Source organism: Mesorhizobium sp. B2-3-13 (assembly GCF_006442195.1).
Taxonomy (GTDB): domain Bacteria; phylum Pseudomonadota; class Alphaproteobacteria; order Rhizobiales; family Rhizobiaceae; genus Mesorhizobium; species Mesorhizobium salmacidum.
This window is the reverse complement of the sequence record NZ_VFVQ01000002.1, coordinates 103,545-119,939: the sequence shown is the minus strand read 5'-3', so window position 1 is coordinate 119,939 and position 16,395 is coordinate 103,545. Positions and strand designations below refer to the sequence as shown.

Annotated in this window: 20 protein-coding genes; 8 read left to right on the top strand and 12 right to left on the bottom strand. The window is 62.7% G+C overall.

Annotated features, from left to right (window positions below):
* Window positions 1–66 precede the first annotated feature (66 nt).
* From FJ941_RS03030 to FJ941_RS03005, 6 genes are all read right to left on the bottom strand, one after another.
* Window positions 67–549, bottom strand: a complete 483-nt coding sequence (locus FJ941_RS03030; protein WP_140502965.1) for a hypothetical protein — start codon at window positions 547–549, stop codon at window positions 67–69.
* Window positions 524–1,042, bottom strand: coding sequence for a hypothetical protein (locus FJ941_RS03025; RefSeq protein WP_140502964.1), 519 nt, complete (start codon window positions 1,040–1,042; stop codon window positions 524–526). Before FJ941_RS03025 ends, FJ941_RS03030 begins: the two co-directional genes overlap by 26 nt.
* The gene (locus FJ941_RS03020) at window positions 1,009–1,401 is read right to left on the bottom strand and encodes a hypothetical protein (RefSeq protein WP_140502962.1); all 393 of its coding nucleotides are present in this window, start codon (window positions 1,399–1,401) and stop codon (window positions 1,009–1,011) included. Before FJ941_RS03020 ends, FJ941_RS03025 begins: the two co-directional genes overlap by 34 nt.
* A 21-nt stretch (window positions 1,402–1,422) precedes the next feature.
* The gene (locus tag FJ941_RS03015; RefSeq protein WP_140502960.1) at window positions 1,423–1,893 is read right to left on the bottom strand and encodes a hypothetical protein; all 471 of its coding nucleotides are present in this window, start codon (window positions 1,891–1,893) and stop codon (window positions 1,423–1,425) included.
* A gap of 224 nt (window positions 1,894–2,117) precedes the next feature.
* Window positions 2,118–2,996: a bifunctional helix-turn-helix domain-containing protein/methylated-DNA--[protein]-cysteine S-methyltransferase gene (locus FJ941_RS03010; protein WP_140502959.1), complete on the bottom strand. Its 879-nt coding sequence runs from the start codon at window positions 2,994–2,996 to the stop codon at window positions 2,118–2,120.
* Window positions 2,997–3,134: 138 nt separating this feature from the next.
* Window positions 3,135–3,629, bottom strand: coding sequence for a DUF2244 domain-containing protein (locus tag FJ941_RS03005; protein ID WP_140502957.1), 495 nt, complete (start codon window positions 3,627–3,629; stop codon window positions 3,135–3,137).
* A 22-nt stretch (window positions 3,630–3,651) separates the two neighbouring features.
* On the opposite strand from FJ941_RS03005, the gene nth reads away from it, so the two are divergent.
* On the top strand, window positions 3,652–4,458 hold the full coding sequence (gene nth / locus FJ941_RS03000; protein ID WP_140502955.1) for an endonuclease III: 807 nt from the start codon (window positions 3,652–3,654) through the stop codon (window positions 4,456–4,458).
* Here nth and FJ941_RS02995 read toward each other — a convergent pair.
* Window positions 4,452–4,907, bottom strand: a complete 456-nt coding sequence (locus tag FJ941_RS02995) for a DUF2214 family protein (protein WP_140502953.1) — start codon at window positions 4,905–4,907, stop codon at window positions 4,452–4,454. The genes nth and FJ941_RS02995 overlap by 7 nt on opposite strands.
* A gap of 219 nt (window positions 4,908–5,126) precedes the next feature.
* Between FJ941_RS02995 and FJ941_RS02990 the strand changes: the two genes are divergently transcribed.
* Window positions 5,127–5,666, top strand: coding sequence for a GNAT family N-acetyltransferase (locus FJ941_RS02990; RefSeq protein WP_140502952.1), 540 nt, complete (start codon window positions 5,127–5,129; stop codon window positions 5,664–5,666).
* An 88-nt stretch (window positions 5,667–5,754) separates the two neighbouring features.
* Window positions 5,755–6,831 (top strand): OmpA family protein, encoded by a 1,077-nt coding sequence (locus FJ941_RS02985; protein ID WP_140502950.1) that lies wholly within the window; start codon window positions 5,755–5,757, stop codon window positions 6,829–6,831.
* 143 nt (window positions 6,832–6,974) lie between these two features.
* Here FJ941_RS02985 and FJ941_RS02980 read toward each other — a convergent pair whose 3' ends face one another.
* Together FJ941_RS02980 and FJ941_RS02975 are read right to left on the bottom strand one after the other, a co-directional pair.
* Window positions 6,975–7,451, bottom strand: coding sequence for an NUDIX hydrolase (locus tag FJ941_RS02980; RefSeq protein ID WP_140502948.1), 477 nt, complete (start codon window positions 7,449–7,451; stop codon window positions 6,975–6,977).
* Between the two features lie 127 nt (window positions 7,452–7,578).
* Window positions 7,579–7,878, bottom strand: coding sequence for a hypothetical protein (locus FJ941_RS02975; RefSeq protein WP_246673685.1), 300 nt, complete (start codon window positions 7,876–7,878; stop codon window positions 7,579–7,581).
* A gap of 85 nt (window positions 7,879–7,963) precedes the next feature.
* Here FJ941_RS02975 and FJ941_RS02970 point away from each other — a divergent pair, with 85 nt between their 5' ends.
* Window positions 7,964–8,287: a hypothetical protein gene (locus FJ941_RS02970; protein WP_246673678.1), complete on the top strand. Its 324-nt coding sequence runs from the start codon at window positions 7,964–7,966 to the stop codon at window positions 8,285–8,287.
* Window positions 8,288–8,470: 183 nt separating this feature from the next.
* Window positions 8,471–9,052, top strand: coding sequence for an invasion associated locus B family protein (locus FJ941_RS02965; protein WP_140502944.1), 582 nt, complete (start codon window positions 8,471–8,473; stop codon window positions 9,050–9,052).
* A gap of 51 nt (window positions 9,053–9,103) precedes the next feature.
* Here the strand turns inward: FJ941_RS02965 and coaBC are convergent, their stop codons facing one another.
* From coaBC to ubiE, 3 genes are all read right to left on the bottom strand, one after another.
* The gene (gene coaBC, locus FJ941_RS02960; protein ID WP_210242210.1) at window positions 9,104–10,576 is read right to left on the bottom strand and encodes a bifunctional phosphopantothenoylcysteine decarboxylase/phosphopantothenate--cysteine ligase CoaBC; all 1,473 of its coding nucleotides are present in this window, start codon (window positions 10,574–10,576) and stop codon (window positions 9,104–9,106) included.
* An 88-nt stretch (window positions 10,577–10,664) separates the two neighbouring features.
* The gene (gene ubiB, locus FJ941_RS02955) at window positions 10,665–12,239 is read right to left on the bottom strand and encodes a 2-polyprenylphenol 6-hydroxylase (RefSeq protein WP_140502943.1); all 1,575 of its coding nucleotides are present in this window, start codon (window positions 12,237–12,239) and stop codon (window positions 10,665–10,667) included.
* A gap of 70 nt (window positions 12,240–12,309) precedes the next feature.
* Complete coding sequence (ubiE, locus tag FJ941_RS02950) at window positions 12,310–13,086, bottom strand: bifunctional demethylmenaquinone methyltransferase/2-methoxy-6-polyprenyl-1,4-benzoquinol methylase UbiE (RefSeq protein WP_140502941.1); 777 nt, start codon at window positions 13,084–13,086, stop codon at window positions 12,310–12,312.
* Window positions 13,087–13,220: 134 nt separating this feature from the next.
* Here ubiE and FJ941_RS02945 point away from each other — a divergent pair, with 134 nt between their 5' ends.
* The 3 genes from FJ941_RS02945 to FJ941_RS02935 all read left to right on the top strand — a co-directional run bounded on the left by FJ941_RS02945 (window position 13,221) and on the right by FJ941_RS02935 (window position 16,388).
* Window positions 13,221–14,195 carry an adenosine deaminase gene (locus FJ941_RS02945; protein ID WP_140502939.1) on the top strand — a complete coding sequence of 325 codons (975 nt, stop codon included), beginning with the start codon at window positions 13,221–13,223 and terminating at the stop codon, window positions 14,193–14,195.
* Window positions 14,196–14,343: 148 nt separating this feature from the next.
* Entirely contained in the window at window positions 14,344–14,973 is a 630-nt protein-coding gene (upp, locus tag FJ941_RS02940; protein ID WP_015315749.1) for a uracil phosphoribosyltransferase, read from the top strand.
* 851 nt (window positions 14,974–15,824) lie between these two features.
* A complete protein-coding gene (locus tag FJ941_RS02935; protein ID WP_140502937.1) occupies window positions 15,825–16,388 on the top strand; it encodes a TIGR02281 family clan AA aspartic protease in 564 nt (187 codons plus the stop codon).
* The last annotated feature ends 7 nt before the right edge of the window (window positions 16,389–16,395 follow it).

The following is a 16,395-nucleotide window of genomic DNA, read 5'->3' as shown; positions in this document are numbered from 1 at the left end:
GGGGAAGCTATCCTGCCAGGCCGCTCGATGCCAGACCACGCGAATGGTCCAGCGCGATTTGCCGCCTCACTCACACAGCACTGTGACGATGCCCTGATAGCTGCCGGCCGGGAAGATGCCGCTCGATTTGGTGGCGGTGAGGTCGACCTGCATGGCGTGGGTGCCGTTGACGACCCTTTGCGGCACGCCCCCATTGTTGTCGACGCCCGAGCCATCGAGGCGGAAGACCGAGACGAAGGTCACGTTGGTGCCACCGCCGCTCGGCTCGGACGAGAATGCCGCAGGCGCCGGCGCTGAAACCGAATAACAGTCCAGCAGGTTGAACAGCGAGCACAGCGTGGAGCTTGCCACCACGGTGGCACTGGCGCTCGATCCGCCTGCCTGCTTGGATCCGAGTATGCCGATGGCCGGATTTGCGGTCATCGTTCCCGATGCCCCGACCATGATGGTGCAGGTGCCGATGATCGCCGCCTGCGCCGGAAGGCAGAAGCCGGCGAGCGCGGCCATCGCAAGCAGCGCTCGGTTATTTCTTCTTCTTTTTCTTGCCATCGCCGCTTCCGGTCCTGATGCTCCAGCCTTCGTTGGCCCATCCGGGTGATGCGGCCACGGGCGTGGGAGCGCTGGCGGCCACGCTCGCCGTCGGGCCGTCGCCGCCGAGGCCCATCTTGAGCAGTTTCAGCTCCAGTTGCAGGCGCTCGACCTCGAGTTCATAGAGGCGGCTGCAATCGACACGTTTCGGCGCACGACCGATCGGGATCACCACGCGGCCGTAGGTGGCGACGTCGTTGTTCGACTGGCTGTTGCCTCTGATAACGCCGAGGTCGAAATAGGCGCCGGTGCCCGACACCGCCGAACGGCAGGTGGTGCCGTCGGAAGCGTGGACCTCGTCCTGGCCCTGAGGCAACGTCACGCCGGGCAAATTGAAGCCGCTCTCGTTCTGATTGAGGTTGTAGACATCCTCGGCCAGCACCGGCGAGATCCCCGCCCACATTGCCGCACACGCGACTGTCAGGACTTGCGGTGCCCAAAAAACTTTCCGCATATCTGTGCCTTTATCTGCGTCTGTTGATTGGGAAAGGGGATGCTCTCGGTACAGATACGCACTTTACGCTCGGCAGCGCCGCCGAAGGGCACGACCACAAGGACGGGGCGGGAAGCCTGCGAGCCCAGCTGAAAGACGCTCGGAGAGATCTTGGCGTCCACTGGCTGAAAATCCTGATCGTAGACGTGGATTTCGACCCTTATCTTCTGGCCGTAGGGATTGGCGGGGAAGACGCGGACCGCGAAGGCGTCGGTGAAACTGTTGACCTCGCCCCGCATCGGCGACATCGACTGGGCGTTGGCCGCAATGGCCGGCAGGCAGACGGCCACCGCCGTCGCCAGGATTCGTGCATGTTTCAAGGACCTCTCCTTCGCGACGGCCTATTCGCAGCGCAGTGTTACCGTTGCCTGATAGTTTCCGGTGGCAAAGCGGTTGCTGCCGCCCTTGGTGCCGGCGAGATGGACCGAGACAAGGTCGGCGCCGGGGACAGTCAGGGCGGTGGAGGACGCCGTTTCCGCGATCGTGTGGGCGCCGCTGGCAGAATAGGTCGGTGTCCAGGTGATGGCCGTGCTGTCGGCGGCCGGCACGGTGGTGAGGGTCACCGGATCGACGCTGAGCGAAACACCCCCGGTGGTGGTGAGCGTGACTGTTCCAGCCGAACCGCCGCTGTTGTGGGAGCTCAGCGACTGAAGGTCGGCGCTCACCGTCATCGTGCCGTTGGTGCCGACAACGAGCGTACAGGTCGCGGTGACCGTGCCATTAAAGATAACATTCTGCGTTGTGGCCATCGCCGCGCGGTCCAGGCACGCGACCAGCAAGGCTGCACCAAACACGGTGCGGAACAACTTCATCGAGATCCTCCTATTAAGTCGGATCGCCCGAATTAATATGGGTCATCATCGCTTTATCGTGGTTAATTTAGCGTAAACTTAAATAAGACGCCGAAATAAAGCTCTTGAAGGAACCGACGGTTGTCCACGGTTGTATCCAGAAATTCCAAAATCATGCGTAATAATACTGCGCATTTCCAAATGTTCGTATATATTCTCCGCAGCAGAAAGCAAAAATCGACATTTCACGACGAAATCTGCCCCGCCTCCCAGCCCAGGATGGCGCGCTTGCGGGTCAGGCCCCAGTGATAGCCGGTGAGATCGCCTGATTTGCCGATGGCGCGGTGGCACGGCACCACGAAGGAGAGCGGGTTGGCGCCGTTGGCGGCGCCGACCGCGCGGCTGGCGCTCGGCGCACCGATGCTGGCCGCGATCGCGGAATAGGTACGGGCCTTGCCCATAGGGATCTGGAGCAGCGCCTCCCAGACGCGGACCTGAAAGTCGGTCCCGATCATGACGACATGAAGCGGCTGATCGGCGCGCCACAGCGTCGGCTCGAAGATGCGCGCGGCATAGGGCCCTGTCGCTTCCCTGTCCTCGACATAGAGCGCGTTCGGCCAGCGGCCGGACATGTCCGCAAAAGCGGTGCGTTCCTCGCCGGGGTCGCAGAAGGCGAGGCCGGCAAGCCCGCGGTCGGTGGCCATGATCAGGGCAGCGCCGAACGGGGAGGTGTGATAGCCGTAGCGGATGGTGAGGCCAGCGCCGCGCGTCTTGTAGTCGCCCGGTGACATCGCCTCATGGGTGACGAACAGGTCGTGCAGCCGGCCGGGGCCGGACATGCCCAGTTCGAAGGAAGTTTCGAGCAGAGGCATGCCGGAATCGAGCAGCCTGCGCGCATGGTCCAGCGTCACCGCCTGCAGGAAGGCCTTGGGCGACAGGCCGGCCCAGCGGGTGAAGAGTTTTTGCAAACCGGTCGGCGTCTCGCCGACCCCCTCGGCCAGTTCTTCCAGCGATGGCTGGTCGCGATAGTCGAGGCTGATCTTCTCGATGGCGCGGCGCACGATCTCGTAGTCGCTGCCCTCGGGCGTGATGTCCTTCTTGAGGACTGCCGTGTGTGTGCTCATGGACCTGTCTCCTTGGGCCGGAATATCGCCTCTTGGGGCGCCGATCGCCACCCGAAACTTGCCTTCTTGCAGCACTTGCCCAGATAGACTCCGGGTTTCGAGCCCGGACGGAAAACCGCTTCTTTTCCTGGAATTGCTTTAGCGCGCCTTGGCGGTCGCCAGCGCGCGCGCGAAGGCGGTGGCGAAGCTCTCGCGGGAATCGGGGTCGAGGAAGCCGCCGATCGGCACGTTCTGGCCCTGTGCTTCCACGATCATTCTGGTGATGCCGATCTCGGCGTGACGGGCGACCGAAAAACGCGCCCAGAAAGGGTTGAAGCGATGCGCTTCCGATTTTCCCGAGGGGGCCGTCTTGCGGATGTCGAGGCTGGTGCGCGAGACCGACACTTCCTCGCGGGCGCGTGCGGCCCGATAATTGACGCGGAAGGCGATGTAGACGGCAATCACGTCGATGCCGAAGAAGCCGAACACCGGCCAGGCGCCGCGCGACAGGAAAAACGCACCCGTGACCAGCCAGCCGAACATCAGTGCGCCCATCAGGATCAGGAAGCCCGTCCGGCCCAGCGACCGGTGTGGGGTCAGCAATGCGTGAAAGAAGGGCTCATCAGCCTGAAACGAGGCGTTTGTGTCGCTCATGACAGGATATTATAGGAGGGAAATGGCCAGCCCCAAGTCCAAAGAATCTTCCATGCCCGAAAAAGAGCCGCCGTCCGGACGGCGCGACGGCTCCAATGCCAAGCCGCGTTCACGGCCCGCGCGGCGGACTTCGCGCTACAGCCCGGCCGAAGTGCACGAGATATTCCGACGCTTTTCGGTGCAGCGGCCAGAGCCGAAGGGCGAGCTTGAACATGTCAACCCCTTCACGCTGCTTGTGGCGGTGGTGCTGTCGGCGCAAGCGACCGATGCCGGCGTCAACAAGGCGACGCGGGCTTTGTTCAAAGCCGCCGATACGCCGCAAAAGATGCTGGCATTGGGTGAAGCCAGGGTCGGCGACTATATCAGGACCATCGGTCTCTGGCGCAACAAGGCCAAGAACGTCATCGCACTATCGGAGGCGTTGATCCGCGACCATGGCGGCGAGGTGCCCGATGACCGCGACGAGTTGGTCAAGCTGCCCGGTGTCGGGCGCAAGACCGCCAATGTCGTGCTCAACATGGCCTTCGGCCAGCATACGATGGCGGTCGACACCCACATCTTGCGCATCGGCAACCGGCTTGGCCTGGCGCCCGGCAAGACCCCGGAACAGGTCGAGCAGGGACTTCTAAAGATCATCCCGGACGAATATATGCGCCATGCGCATCACTGGCTGATCCTGCACGGCCGCTATGTCTGCAAGGCGCGCAAGCCGGATTGTCCGGCCTGCGTTATCGCAGATATCTGCAAGGCAGAGGTGAAGACGACCAGCATTCCGGCACCGCTGGTGCCGATCGCTCCGCTTGAAACGATTGCCGCCGACGATCAGTAGCCGTAGCCACGCGCCATCGCCGCGGCGAAAACCGGGATCAGCAGGAAAACGAACGCCTCGGCGCGGATATAGGTCTTCACCGAGGCCAGTTCGCCGACAGGCACCGCGAAGGCAGGATTGGCGCTCGCCTGCCGGCTCCAGGACATGAAACGCACGGTCGGGATGATCGACAGCAGGCCGACGGTGCCGAATGCCGCCATCTTGGCCCAGAACACCCAGTTGTAGACGTAGAACTCCCAACCCTTGAGCCCCCAGGCGACACGGCCGATGCCGACGATGATGATGAGCGCGGCGATGATGCCGTAGTGGCGGTCGATGCCGGCGAGCCGCTTGAGCGTCGCGACCGGCAGATCCCCACGGATCAGCACGAATTCGGCGCCGATGATCCCGGCTAGCGAGAACACCAGCAGATGGTGGATGATGGCGAGCACGAGGTCGGTGGTGTCCATGCGGATTTCCTTGGATCGGCGGCAGTGGCCGGGGCGTGAAAAATTGGGACGTGCTGAAACAGCCGGCGTCGAAAATAACACCGCCGCGCGAAAATCCCATAGCGCCCGGATGTCGTGAAGGCTGCCGGACGTTGCGCCTTGGATGATGGTTCCTGGTTCCTGGCTCTTGCACCGCGCCGGCGATTTGCTAACCGCAGGCCGTAACGCGAGACAAATCCAATGAACACGACGCAAGCGACCATCGCCCCGGTCATCGAGACCCCGCGAACCATCCTGCGGGCACACCGGCTCGGCGATTTCGATGCCTATGCCACGATGTGGGCCGACCCCGTTGTCACCCGTTTCATCGGCGGCAAGCCGCGCACGCGTGAGGAAAGCTGGATGCGCTTCCTGCGCCATGCCGGCCTGTGGTCGCTGCTCGGCTACGGCTTCTGGGCCATCGAGGAGAAAGCGACTGGCCGCTTCGTCGGTGAGGCCGGGTTCCACGATCTGAAGCGCGACATGGAGCCGTCGATCGAAGGTATCCCCGAGGCGGGGTGGGCGCTCGCTCCGGCCGCGCACGGCGCCGGCCTTGCCACGGAGATCGTCAGCCGCGTGCATGGCTGGGGCGACGAGACGTTCGGACGTGCCAGAACCGTCTGCATCATCGATCCCGAGAATACGGCTTCGTTGAACGTCGCCAGGAAGTGCGGCTATACCGAGCTGACGCAGACCCTCTATCACGACGCGCCTACCATCCTGCTGGAGCGGCTGCCCTGAGCGGCGTCATCGACTGGACATACCCGCTCTGCTAGCATCGATCATCAAGCGAGGGGATCGATCGATGCATGCATTAAAGTCGACAATCATGAGGTTTTTCTGGGCGGGGCTTGTTCTCGCGCTGACAGTGCGGCTCGCGGCAGCCGACGCGACGGTGCCGACCGCCGATATCGCGGGCGCCGCCGACAATCAACTGGCCAAGCGCTACGAAGGCTCTTTCATCGTGTCCTACGCAAAGCTTGCCTTTACCGACTTCAGCATACCGCTGTCGCCCCTGAAGCCAAGTACAGATCCCAACGCGCACGACGCCATGAACAATCGCGTTTTCGCGCCGGACAAGAAGGCCGAGGTGGAGGGTGCCCTGACCCGTATCGCCTATGTGCTGCCGGCCGAGCGGTCGCCGCTCGAGGTGCTGCGCAATTATCAGGATGTGATCAAGGCAGCAGGAGGCGAAGTCCTGTTCGAGTGCAAGAAGGAGGAATGTGGCGGCGCCGCCGACCGCTCGTCGAGCGGCGGCGGCGGCGACATGAGCCTGACGATGTATTCCTTCCATGAAAGCGATCTCAAGGACGCGGCATTCTCCAATGGCGCTTGCGCGTTGGCTACCGGCATCAGCGACCAGCGCTATTTCTCGGCCAAGGTGCCGCAGGACGGCGGCGACGGCTATGTCATCGTGCAGACCTATTCGTTGACCGACGATCTCTACTGCAAGAAACTCAACGGTCGCACCGTCGCCGTTGTGCAGGTGCTGGAACCCAAGGCGCGCGACAGGAAAATGGTGGTCGTCGAAGCTGACAAGATGGCGGACTCGCTCTCCGCCACCGGCAGCATCTCCCTCTACGGCATCTTCTTCGACACCGACAAAGCTGATATCGAGCCAGAGTCCGAGCCGACGCTGAAGGAGATTTCGACGCTTTTGACCAATGAGCCCGGGATGACCGTGATCGTCGTCGGTCATACCGACAATCAGGGCGCCTTCGATTACAATCTCGATCTGTCGTCCCGGCGGGCGCAGGCGGTCAAGGCGGCGCTCGTGGCGAAATACGGGATCGATGCGTCGCGGCTTACGGCGGCCGGAGCCGGCATGATGGCGCCCGTCGCCAGCAATGACGAGGAGACCGGCCGCGCCAAGAACCGTCGGGTGGTTCTGGTCAAGTTGAACTAAGCGCTTTCGAGCGCTTCAAACTCTTTGTTGCGACGCAATAAGGACAGGAAACCGCCCACACTTTTCCGCGCGAATGGCTGTGGGCCTATAGCGGCCCGCCGGCACGGCCGCTTCCTGAAGATGAGAGCACGGACAGTTGAGGCTTATGCCTGCTCGAGCGGCGCGGGCTTGGGCAGCGCCAAGGTGTTCACCAGCGTCGAGAGATCGGGCTCGTCGATGAGCATCGCGGCCTCGGCCGGCGCCAGCCAAGCCCGCTGCCGCCGCTTGGCCTCCTGCCAGTCGGCAAGCTCTTCCGTCACTTCCAGCAGAAACACGATGACGTCGACGCGGACAAAGCGGTTGGCCAAGCGTTTCCAGTAGGAATAGGTGCCCACCGGCTGCTTCAGCGTTTTGCCAAGCACCCCGGCTTCCTCCAATGCCTCGATGGTGGCTGCCTTGTGCCCGCTCTTGCCTTTCATCGGCCACCCCTTGGGCACGATGAAGCGTCTCGTCGTTCTCGATGTGACCAGCATCACCTCGATACCGCCGCGCGGGTTCAGCCGAAAGGGAATGGCCGCCACCTGGCGGATCCTTTCGCCTTTCTTGGCCTGGCGCACGGCCTTTTTCTTGGTGGCTGCCATCTTGATAATCCAGTCGCTCCAATGCCCCTTAGCGTGATGCGACGCCTTTGCAAAATCCAAACTGCCGCAGGGGCACCTAAAGTGCCCTACCATGTAAGTCGGCTAAATAAAAGAAGATGCCCGTCGATCAGCGGCAGGTGCTGACGGCGGTGTTGCCGATTATCTGCGTCTGGCAGCTCGGCCTGACCTGCGGAACGACAGGCGGCTGCTGGACGATAACGCGATCCTGGGCACGATACTGCTGTTGCTCTTGCTGAAATTGCTGCCGCTGAACCCGGCTCTGCAAGGCCTGCAGGTCATTCTGCTGGATGAGCACATTGTTTCTGGCCGCAGGATCGAGCACCTGCGCGGAAGCAGGCGATGCAAAGCCGACGGAAGCCGCCCCGGCCAGCACCGCCAGCACGAAACTCATAGGTGTACGACGCATGTACATCCGCTCATTCCTGCAAGAAAACCTCATCGCACCAGATATATAGGGTGTTCGTCCTGCGATGCCATGGCGGGAATACGACGTGGACCTCAACAACCTCGACGGCGAAGCTCCGCTGAACTTCCTGTCGATCGACAAGCTGTTCACCGAATGTGTGGTGGCCAAGGATTCGGCGATGGCCGATTCCGGCATCGAGGCGAAGACCTTGCATCCGGCAGTGGACTTCAACGTCCAGTTCAAGGTGGATAACGGCACCGATCTCGTTCTCTACGCCGACGATCCGGCCTTCCTCGAACTGGCGCAGGATCCGGGTTCCGGCACTCACCGATCCGGGCGTGTTCCAGATGGCGCAGTGGCCGCTTTGCGGCTGCGCAGAATCTGCCCGGCTATCCGGCATTGCACTTGACGGAAGCGATCGATTCGCCGCTCTATCGGGTCGGCGCCGGCCTCGAGCCGAAAGGCGTCAATGCGTCGGCATGTCCGTCAGGTATAATGGCGCCTTCGGGGAAACGGTCAAACAGAATGCAGTCAGCGCGTCTCTCAAGGCCAGTTTCTAGACTGGCTCGAGGCGGAGCCGGGAGAGGTCTTGATGAGGAAATACGCGTATTTCGCAGCAGTGCTGGGTGCCGCCTGTATCGCCGGCCTGCCGGCCATGGCGGCGCAAGCCAAGAGCGACAAGGTGACGGCAACACCGCCCGCCGCAGTTGACGCGCCGCAGCTGCCCGGCGGTGCATCGGCCTTGTCCGAAACTCACGGCGACTGGACGGTCAATTGCCAGATATCGGGCACGAACAAGGTCTGCAGCCTGTCGCATCAGCAGTTCAACAAGCAAAGCAACCAGCGGCTGCTGGCGATCGAGCTGTCGAGCAAGACCGGCGAGGATGCGACCGGAACCCTTGCCCTGCCGTTCGGCCTGGCGCTTGCCAAGGGTGTCGCGCTGACCATAGACGACCAGAAGCTCGATGGCAGCCTGCCGTTCAACACCTGCCAGGTGGTCGGCTGCCTTGTGCCGGTGGCGTTCGATGCCAATGTCACGCCGCTGCTGAAGAACGGCACCACACTCAAGATCGACGCGTTCGCGGCCGATACCGGGCAAGTCATAAGCTTTTCAATTCCGCTCAATGGCTTCGGCGGGGCGCTTGCCCGCACGGCTGAGCTTTTGGCCAACTGACGGCTTGGCGCACAGCACGCAAAAGGATGTTGGCGGCTCCGCCAACACTTGTCAGACGACGATCGTTTTCAACCGCTCGGCGATGAGCGCGGCGAGCCGCGCCGCCAACTCGTCCTTGGTCATCTCAGGCCATTCCTCGATGCCGGTCCTAGACACGATCCGGACCCGGTTGCGATCGCCGCCCATCACGCCTGAAGGACCGATGCCGCTGGTCTGCGACACATCGTTGGCGACGATGAGATCGGCACCTTTCTTGCTGAACTTGGCCTCGGCGTTGCGCAAGAGATCCTGCGTCTCGGCGGCAAAGCCGACGACCAGGCCGGGTCGCTGCTCGTGGTGACCGACACCAGCCAGGATGTCGGGGTTCTCGACCATGCGCAGCACCGGCGGGCCTTCGCCCGCGACCTTCTTGATCTTCTCACCGGCCGAATTCTCGGTGCGCCAGTCGGCAACGGCGGCGACGAATACCGCGGCGTCGGCAGGCAGAAGCTGTTCCACCGCGTCGCGCATTTCCTGCGCTCGCTCGACATGGATGGTTTTCACGCCGGCTGGGTCGGCAATGCTTACGGGACCGGAGACAAGTCGGACATCGGCGCCAAGCCTTGCCAATGCCGCGGCGATGGCATGGCCCTGCTTGCCGGACGACCGGTTGGCGATATAGCGCACGGGATCGATCGGCTCGTGCGTCGGGCCTGACGTGACGATGATCTTGCGCCCCGCCAGCGGTTTGGGCCCGGCATCGAGCAGCGCCTCGACCGCGGCGACGATCTCCAACGGTTCGGACATGCGGCCTTCGCCGGCCTCGTTGCTCTCGGCCATCTCACCCTTGGCGGGGCCGACGAAGGTGATGCCGTCCTTGCCTAAGGTGGCGCGGTTGCGGCGGGTGGCGGGATGCGACCACATCTTCGGGTTCATGGCCGGGGCCATCAGCACCGGCTTGTCGGTGGCGATGAGCACGGTCGAGGCCAGATCGTTGGCATGGCCATTGGCGAGCTTGGCCATCAGGTCGGCGGTTGCGGGCGCCACCACCAGGAGGTCCGCCTCGCGCGACAGCCTGATGTGGCCGACATCGTGTTCATCGTTGCGGTCGAACAGGTCGGTGAAGACATGGTCGGCGGAGAGCGCCCCGACCGACAGCGTCGTCACGAATTCCTGCGCCGCCGACGTCATGACCACCCGCACCGCCGCACCACGCTCGCGCAGCCGGCGGATCAGATCGAGCGCCTTGTAGGCGGCGATGCCGCCGCCGATGATGAGCAGGATGCGCTTGTTGGAAAGTGTGCCTCGCGGCAAGCTCTTGACTGCCAAGGCCGACGCCACGGTCGGGGCGCCTTGCGAATTGGCCAGTTCAAGGAGGGCTTTCTCGATCTGATCGAGACGGCCAACCGGGCCGATCTGGCCGTCGACAGCGGCCCGCATCATCACCCGCGCCTGTTCTTCCATGGAGCGATCGTTTTCCGCCGCCAGCCGGCGCAGCAGTTCCTTGACCTCATCATCAAGGTTGCGGATCGTGATACTGGCCATATGATTGCACTCTACTCATCTTGCCCGATAGCGATGGTAGCAATGCAATCAAATTGCCGCAAGCCGCAGGCCTCGGAGCGACGGGGGCCTAAAGAAGCTTCCAGGCGATATAGACCAGCGTCAGCGCTATCACCCACAGCGCGACACGGCCAGAACGACTGTAGCGTGCCTCGGCCTTGCCGATGGCGCGGGCGGTCGCCTCATCGAAGCGCAGGCCGTGCTCGGCCATCAGGTCGATCTCTCGCGACAGCCGTTCCGTACGGGCCGCGAGTTCCGGCGCCTGGCGGATTAGCGCCAGCATCGCTTTGCCGCCGTCGCGCGCGTCGGCCAGCAAGCCGCGCGGCCCGAGGTTGCCGGCTATCCAGCCGCTGACTACCGGCTCGGCGGTCCTCCACATGTTGAAAGCCGGATCGAGCGTGCGCGCCACGCCCTCGACCACCACCATCGTTTTCTGCAGCAGGATCAATTCAGGCCGTGTCGCCATGTCGAAGAGTTCGGTCACCTCGAACAGCAGCGTCAAAAGCTTGGCCATAGAAATGGTTTCGGCCGGCTGGCCGTGGATCGGCTCGCCGATCGCACGGATCGCCTGCGCGAAGGCGGAGACGTTATGCTGGCGCGGCACATAGCCGGCCTCGAAATGCACCTCGGCGACGCGCAGATAGTCGCGTGTGATGAAGCCGTAGAGGATCTCGGCGAGGAAGCGGCGCTCCTTCTTGCGGAGGCGTCCGGCAATACCGAGATCGACGGCGACGATGGTGCCGTTTGCCTCGACGAACAAATTGCCCGGATGCATGTCGGCGTGGAAGAAGCCGTCGCGCAGCGTATGGCGCAGGAAGGACTGGATGAGATTGGCGGCGATCGCCTTCAGGTCATGGCCGGCGGCTTCGAGGCCGGCGAGGTCGTTCATCTTGACGCCGTCGACCCATTCCATGGTCAGCACGTCGCGACCGGTGCGTTCCCAGTCCACCGAAGGGACGCGAAAGCCAGGGTCTTCCCTGGTGCTTTGGCCAAGTTCCGAGAGCGCGGCCGCCTCGAGGCGCAGGTCCATCTCGATCCTGGTGGTCTGCGCCAGCGTCTCGGTTACTTCGACCGGCCTCAGCCGGCGCGACGACCGTATGTATTTTTCCTGCAGGCGGGCGGCGAGGAAATAGCTTTCGAGGTCGTGGAAGAAGCGGCGGCGCACGCCCGGCCGGATGACCTTGACCGCTACCTTCCTGGCGACGCCGCCATCGACGGTTTCAGCGGCATGGACCTGAGCGATGGAGGCGGCGGCGACCGGGTCGCCGAATTGCTTGTAGAGATCGCCGAGCTTGCGCCCGAGCGAGGCTTCGATCGCCGCGACCGCCTCGGCCGTCGGGAAGGTGTGCATCTTGTCCTGCAGCATGGCGAGATCGAGCGCCATGTCGTTGCCGACGACATCGGGCCGCGTCGCCAGGAACTGGCCAAGCTTGACATAGGAAGGCCCGAGCCGGACCACTGCCTTGGCCAGCCGATCGCTACGCTCATAGGCAAGTGCGCGGCGGCGGGTGAACAGCCGCGCCAGCCGCCAGCCGAATTTCGGCAGGCCGGACAGTTCCTCGCCGGGCAAGGCAGCGACGACGCCCTCGCGCACCAGCACCCAACCGGCCCGTACGAGCCGGAACCCCGCGCTGACGGTGCTCATGGCCGCGTCCGCCCCACCGGTTCATTGAACTGGCGCAAGGCACCTCGCGTGTTGGAGATGGGCGACGACGTCAAAGCTTCCAGCCCGAATGCAGGGCCGCTATGCCGCCTGAATAGTTGCGGAAGGAGACGCGATCGAAGCCGGCGCGGGAAATCATCGCCGCGAAGTTTTGCTGATTGGGGAATTTCGCGATCGATTCGACCAGATAGGAATAGGGCTCGCCGTCGCCGGTGACCAACTTGCCGATCCTGGGAATGGCATTGAACGACCAGGCTTCGTAGACCTTGTCGAGCAACGGCATCTCGACCTCGGAAAACTCCAGGCACAGGAAGCGGCCGCCGGGCTTCAGCACGCGGAACGCCTCGTCCAGGGCCACGTCGATATGCGGGACGTTGCGAATGCCGAACGCGATGGTGTACGCGTCGAAACTGGCATCAGGGAAGGGCAGTTCCTCGGCGTTGGCCTCGACGAAATCGGTGTTGCCGGACAGGCCTTTCTTTTCGGCCCTGTCACGGCCGACAGCGAGCATCGAGCCGTTGATGTCGAGCACGGTGGCGTGGGCATGGCCATGGCTGGCATCGACGATGCGGAAGGCGATGTCGCCGGTGCCGCCGGCGACATCGAGCACACGCCAGCCCGAGCGCTTGGGCGGATTGAGCCAGGCGACCATGGCATCCTTCCACAGCCGGTGCAGGCCGCCTGACATCAGGTCGTTCATCAGGTCGTAGCGATTGGCGACCTTGCGGAAAACATCGTTGACCAGGGACTGCTTCTCGCCTTCCCCTACACGCTTGAAACCATAGGAGGTTTCCATGCCGCCGGCGGCCGTGGTTCTCTCAACTGACATTTTTTTGATCCGTCATAAAACCGGCGGGACCATAGCCGATCGGTGATGCGGGCGCTATTGTTTAAGGCGCGGTGTTCAGCCGCGCTTCCAGGTGGTGGGTTTTCAAGACCTGGACTGACCGACGGGATGTTTGAATGCCTTTGAAAGCGGAACTGCACTGCCACATCGAAGGGGCAGCGGCGCCAGATCTCGTTATCCGCCAGGCGCAGAAGTACGGCAAGGATACCTCGCCCTATATCCAGAACGGGTCCTTCGTCTGGCAGGATTTCACCTCCTTTCTCGCGGCTTACGATTTTTCCGCCGACCTGTTCCGGACCGAGGAGGATTACGCGCGGCTGGCCGACCATTATCTGACCAGCCTGGCCCGCGACGGGGCAATCTACTCCGAGGTGTTCACCTCGCCGGACCACGCGACGAAAGCCGGACTGTCGCCCAAGGCCTACACCGATGCGCTCGGCGAAGGCATGCTGCGCGCCAAGGCCAAGACCGGCATAGAGGGCCGTATGATCGTCACCGGCGTGCGCCATGTCGGCGTCGAATCGATCGAGCGGGCGGCACGCTTCGCGGCGCGCTGCGGCCATCCGCTGGTCGCCGGTTTCGGCGTCGCCGGCGACGAGCGCACGGGCGACATGGAAGACTATGTCAGGGCTTTCGAGATCGCGCGGGAGGCCGGGCTCGGCATCACCGTCCATGCCGGCGAACTGACGGGCTGGGAGACTGTCCAGGCGGCACTCGACCATATCCGCCCGTCGCGCATCGGACATGGCGTGCGCGCCATCGAAAATCCCGACCTTGTCCGGCGCATCGCTGACGAGGGCATCGTGCTGGAGTGCTGCCCCGGTTCCAACATCGCGCTCAAGGTCTTCGACAGTTTCGCCGACCATCCGTTTCCGGCCCTGCAGGCGGCGGGCTGCAAGGTGACGCTCAACTCTGACGACCCACCCTATTTCTGGACTTCGCTGAAGCGCGAATACGACATTGCGGCGGAGCATTTCGCGATGAATGAGAAAGCGCTCGCCGCGGTCACCAGGACGGCCATCGAGGCGGCTTTCGTCGACCGCAAGACCAAAGCGGCGCTTCTTGCCCGGCTGAACAGCGCCGCTCGCTGATTTCTTCCGACAAAGCTGTGGTCGATGCGACCAAGCGGTTCCTTGGCCGGTCCAATACCGCTAGGGTTCGCCCAAGCAGCTTGAAGCGCGACACGTCCGAAAGGGTCCATGCGCGCGGTTTCGGGCGACACCGCATCAGGAGAACATCATGAAGGGCGTCACCGTCGTCGACCATCCGCTTGTCCAGCACAAGCTGACCATCATGCGCAAGAAGGAGACCTCGACGGCCGGCTTCCGGCGGCTGTTGCGCGAGATTTCGCTGCTGCTCGGCTATGAGGTCACCCGCAATCTCGAACTGACGACGACAACGATCGAAACGCCCATGGAGACGATGGAAGCTCCGACGCTGGAGGGCAAGAAACTGGTCTTCGCCTCGGTCCTGCGCGCCGGCAACGGCTTGCTCGAAGGCCTGCTCGACCTGGTGCCGGCGGCCCGCGTCGCCCATGTCGGCCTCTACCGCGATCACGAGACGCTGGAGGCTGTCGAGTATTTCTTCAAGGCGCCGAGCGACCTCGCCGACCGGCTGGTCATCGTCGTCGACCCGATGCTGGCGACAGCCAATTCGGCGATCGCGGCGATCGACAAGTTGAAAGAGCGCGGCGCCACCAATATCCGCTTCCTGTGCCTGCTGGCGGCGCCCGAAGGCATCGAGCGCTTTACCAAGGCGCACCCGGATGTTCCGGTCTTCACCGCGTCCATCGATCGCCAGCTCAACGAGAAGGGCTACATCATGCCTGGCCTCGGCGACGCCGGCGACCGCATGTACGGGACGAAATAGGCTGTCTGATCGTCTCAGGTCTATAGAACGTCCCCGTACCGGCGAATTGAGCAGTAGTTCTCTGGCATCCAAGGTATTTTCGCGTGTTACCCATACTCGGATTCTTGCCTCGATTAAGGCGCCCCACGAAAGACACAAGGCGGATCTTCATCAGTGGGACGGGGAGGGCTGGAACCACTTATCTTGTCGAGCTGCTAACAGAGCTTGGTCTGGATACCGGCGAATGGTCGGCGACAGATTATTCTCCGAAAGCCCGAGCCGGCCTGGAAAGAGGGATCTTTGATCCGTGTGGCCCGAGAATAATCAAGAGTCCATTTCTATGTGAGAATGTGGACGCGGTCTTGGCTGCTGGCATTAAGATAGATCACGTCGTCATTCCGGTCCGACGGTTTGAGGATGCCGCGGCCAGTCGAGCTTACGTGCAGGAAATAACAACTGGCTCGCCAGACGGCTCCTCGGTTGCGGGAGGACTGTGGGAGACGGACCATGCGGATGAACAGATTGGCGTTTTGTATCGTAAGTTCGCAAATCTGATTGAATCATTGTCAAGAAACGACATTCCGATGACGCTAATCTCCTTCCCACGTAGCGCAACGGATCCCCAATACCTATTTGGCAAACTGTCGTCTCTAATGCCAGGCGTTAGCGAATCCATGTTTCAGCAGGCGTTTTCACGAATAGCGAAGCCGTCATTGATCCATAAATTCGCATAGGCCAGGAGCAACACTACTGATACAGGCTGGCGATTCCCCTGCCCGATACGGTTCGTTTACGAAAACCTGCGGTTTCGGCCCTCGTTAAAAACGCAAACACCATAACGTGGTAAGTGTCGACTTCACCAAGGCCGATCCATGCTGCGCAAGCTTCTCATTCTCAGCGTCTTTGCCGGTGCGTCGGCATCGATCCCGGTTGTCTACCAGTCAAATCCGCGAGTATTCGAAGACCTGCTGAAATCGGCGGTGACGGCCAAGCCTGGGGCCGAGACGCAACCCGAGGCCAGTCTGGCGTCTGTTCCCGACAAGCCGGTGGCGCCGCTGCCAACCGGCCGCAAGGTCGTGGTTGCGGCTGACGGGCGTGGACACTTCTCGTCCACCTTCAAGCTCAACGGCCGTCAGGTCGACGGCATGATCGACACCGGCGCGACGCTGGTGGCGGTCAATACGTCGACGGCGCGCAGGATCGGGCTGTCGCTCAATCCTTCCGATTTCAGTCATGAGGTCAGCACCGCCAACGGCGTTATCAAGGCCGCGGTGGTGATGATCGACCGCCTGCAGATCGGCAGCATCAGCGTCGACGGTGTGCAGGCGATCGTGCTCGACGACAAGGCACTGCGCACCAACCTGATCGGCATGAGTTTTCTCAACCGGCTCGGCAAGTACCAGGCCGAGAACGGCACATTGCTGCTGGTTCAGTAGGGTCCAC

Coding starts and splice junctions, on each gene's coding strand:
- FJ941_RS03005 (WP_140502957.1), bottom strand. CDS start 3,629: ATGAGCGACACAAACGCCTCGTTTCAGGCTGATGAGCCCTTCTTTCAC.
- FJ941_RS02975 (WP_246673685.1), bottom strand. CDS start 7,878: ATGCGTCGTACACCTATGAGTTTCGTGCTGGCGGTGCTGGCCGGGGCG.
- FJ941_RS03025 (WP_140502964.1), bottom strand. CDS start 1,042: ATGCGGAAAGTTTTTTGGGCACCGCAAGTCCTGACAGTCGCGTGTGCG.
- upp (WP_015315749.1), top strand. CDS start 14,344: ATGAAGGGCGTCACCGTCGTCGACCATCCGCTTGTCCAGCACAAGCTG.
- FJ941_RS02980 (WP_140502948.1), bottom strand. CDS start 7,451: ATGGCAGCCACCAAGAAAAAGGCCGTGCGCCAGGCCAAGAAAGGCGAA.
- FJ941_RS03030 (WP_140502965.1), bottom strand. CDS start 549: ATGGCAAGAAAAAGAAGAAGAAATAACCGAGCGCTGCTTGCGATGGCC.
- nth (WP_140502955.1), top strand. CDS start 3,652: ATGGCCAGCCCCAAGTCCAAAGAATCTTCCATGCCCGAAAAAGAGCCG.
- FJ941_RS02935 (WP_140502937.1), top strand. CDS start 15,825: ATGCTGCGCAAGCTTCTCATTCTCAGCGTCTTTGCCGGTGCGTCGGCA.
- FJ941_RS03015 (WP_140502960.1), bottom strand. CDS start 1,893: ATGAAGTTGTTCCGCACCGTGTTTGGTGCAGCCTTGCTGGTCGCGTGC.
- coaBC (WP_210242210.1), bottom strand. CDS start 10,576: ATGGCCAGTATCACGATCCGCAACCTTGATGATGAGGTCAAGGAACTG.
- FJ941_RS02985 (WP_140502950.1), top strand. CDS start 5,755: ATGAGGTTTTTCTGGGCGGGGCTTGTTCTCGCGCTGACAGTGCGGCTC.
- FJ941_RS03010 (WP_140502959.1), bottom strand. CDS start 2,996: ATGAGCACACACACGGCAGTCCTCAAGAAGGACATCACGCCCGAGGGC.
- ubiE (WP_140502941.1), bottom strand. CDS start 13,086: ATGTCAGTTGAGAGAACCACGGCCGCCGGCGGCATGGAAACCTCCTAT.
- ubiB (WP_140502943.1), bottom strand. CDS start 12,239: ATGAGCACCGTCAGCGCGGGGTTCCGGCTCGTACGGGCCGGTTGGGTG.
- FJ941_RS02990 (WP_140502952.1), top strand. CDS start 5,127: ATGAACACGACGCAAGCGACCATCGCCCCGGTCATCGAGACCCCGCGA.
- FJ941_RS02995 (WP_140502953.1), bottom strand. CDS start 4,907: ATGGACACCACCGACCTCGTGCTCGCCATCATCCACCATCTGCTGGTG.
- FJ941_RS02945 (WP_140502939.1), top strand. CDS start 13,221: ATGCCTTTGAAAGCGGAACTGCACTGCCACATCGAAGGGGCAGCGGCG.
- FJ941_RS02965 (WP_140502944.1), top strand. CDS start 8,471: ATGAGGAAATACGCGTATTTCGCAGCAGTGCTGGGTGCCGCCTGTATC.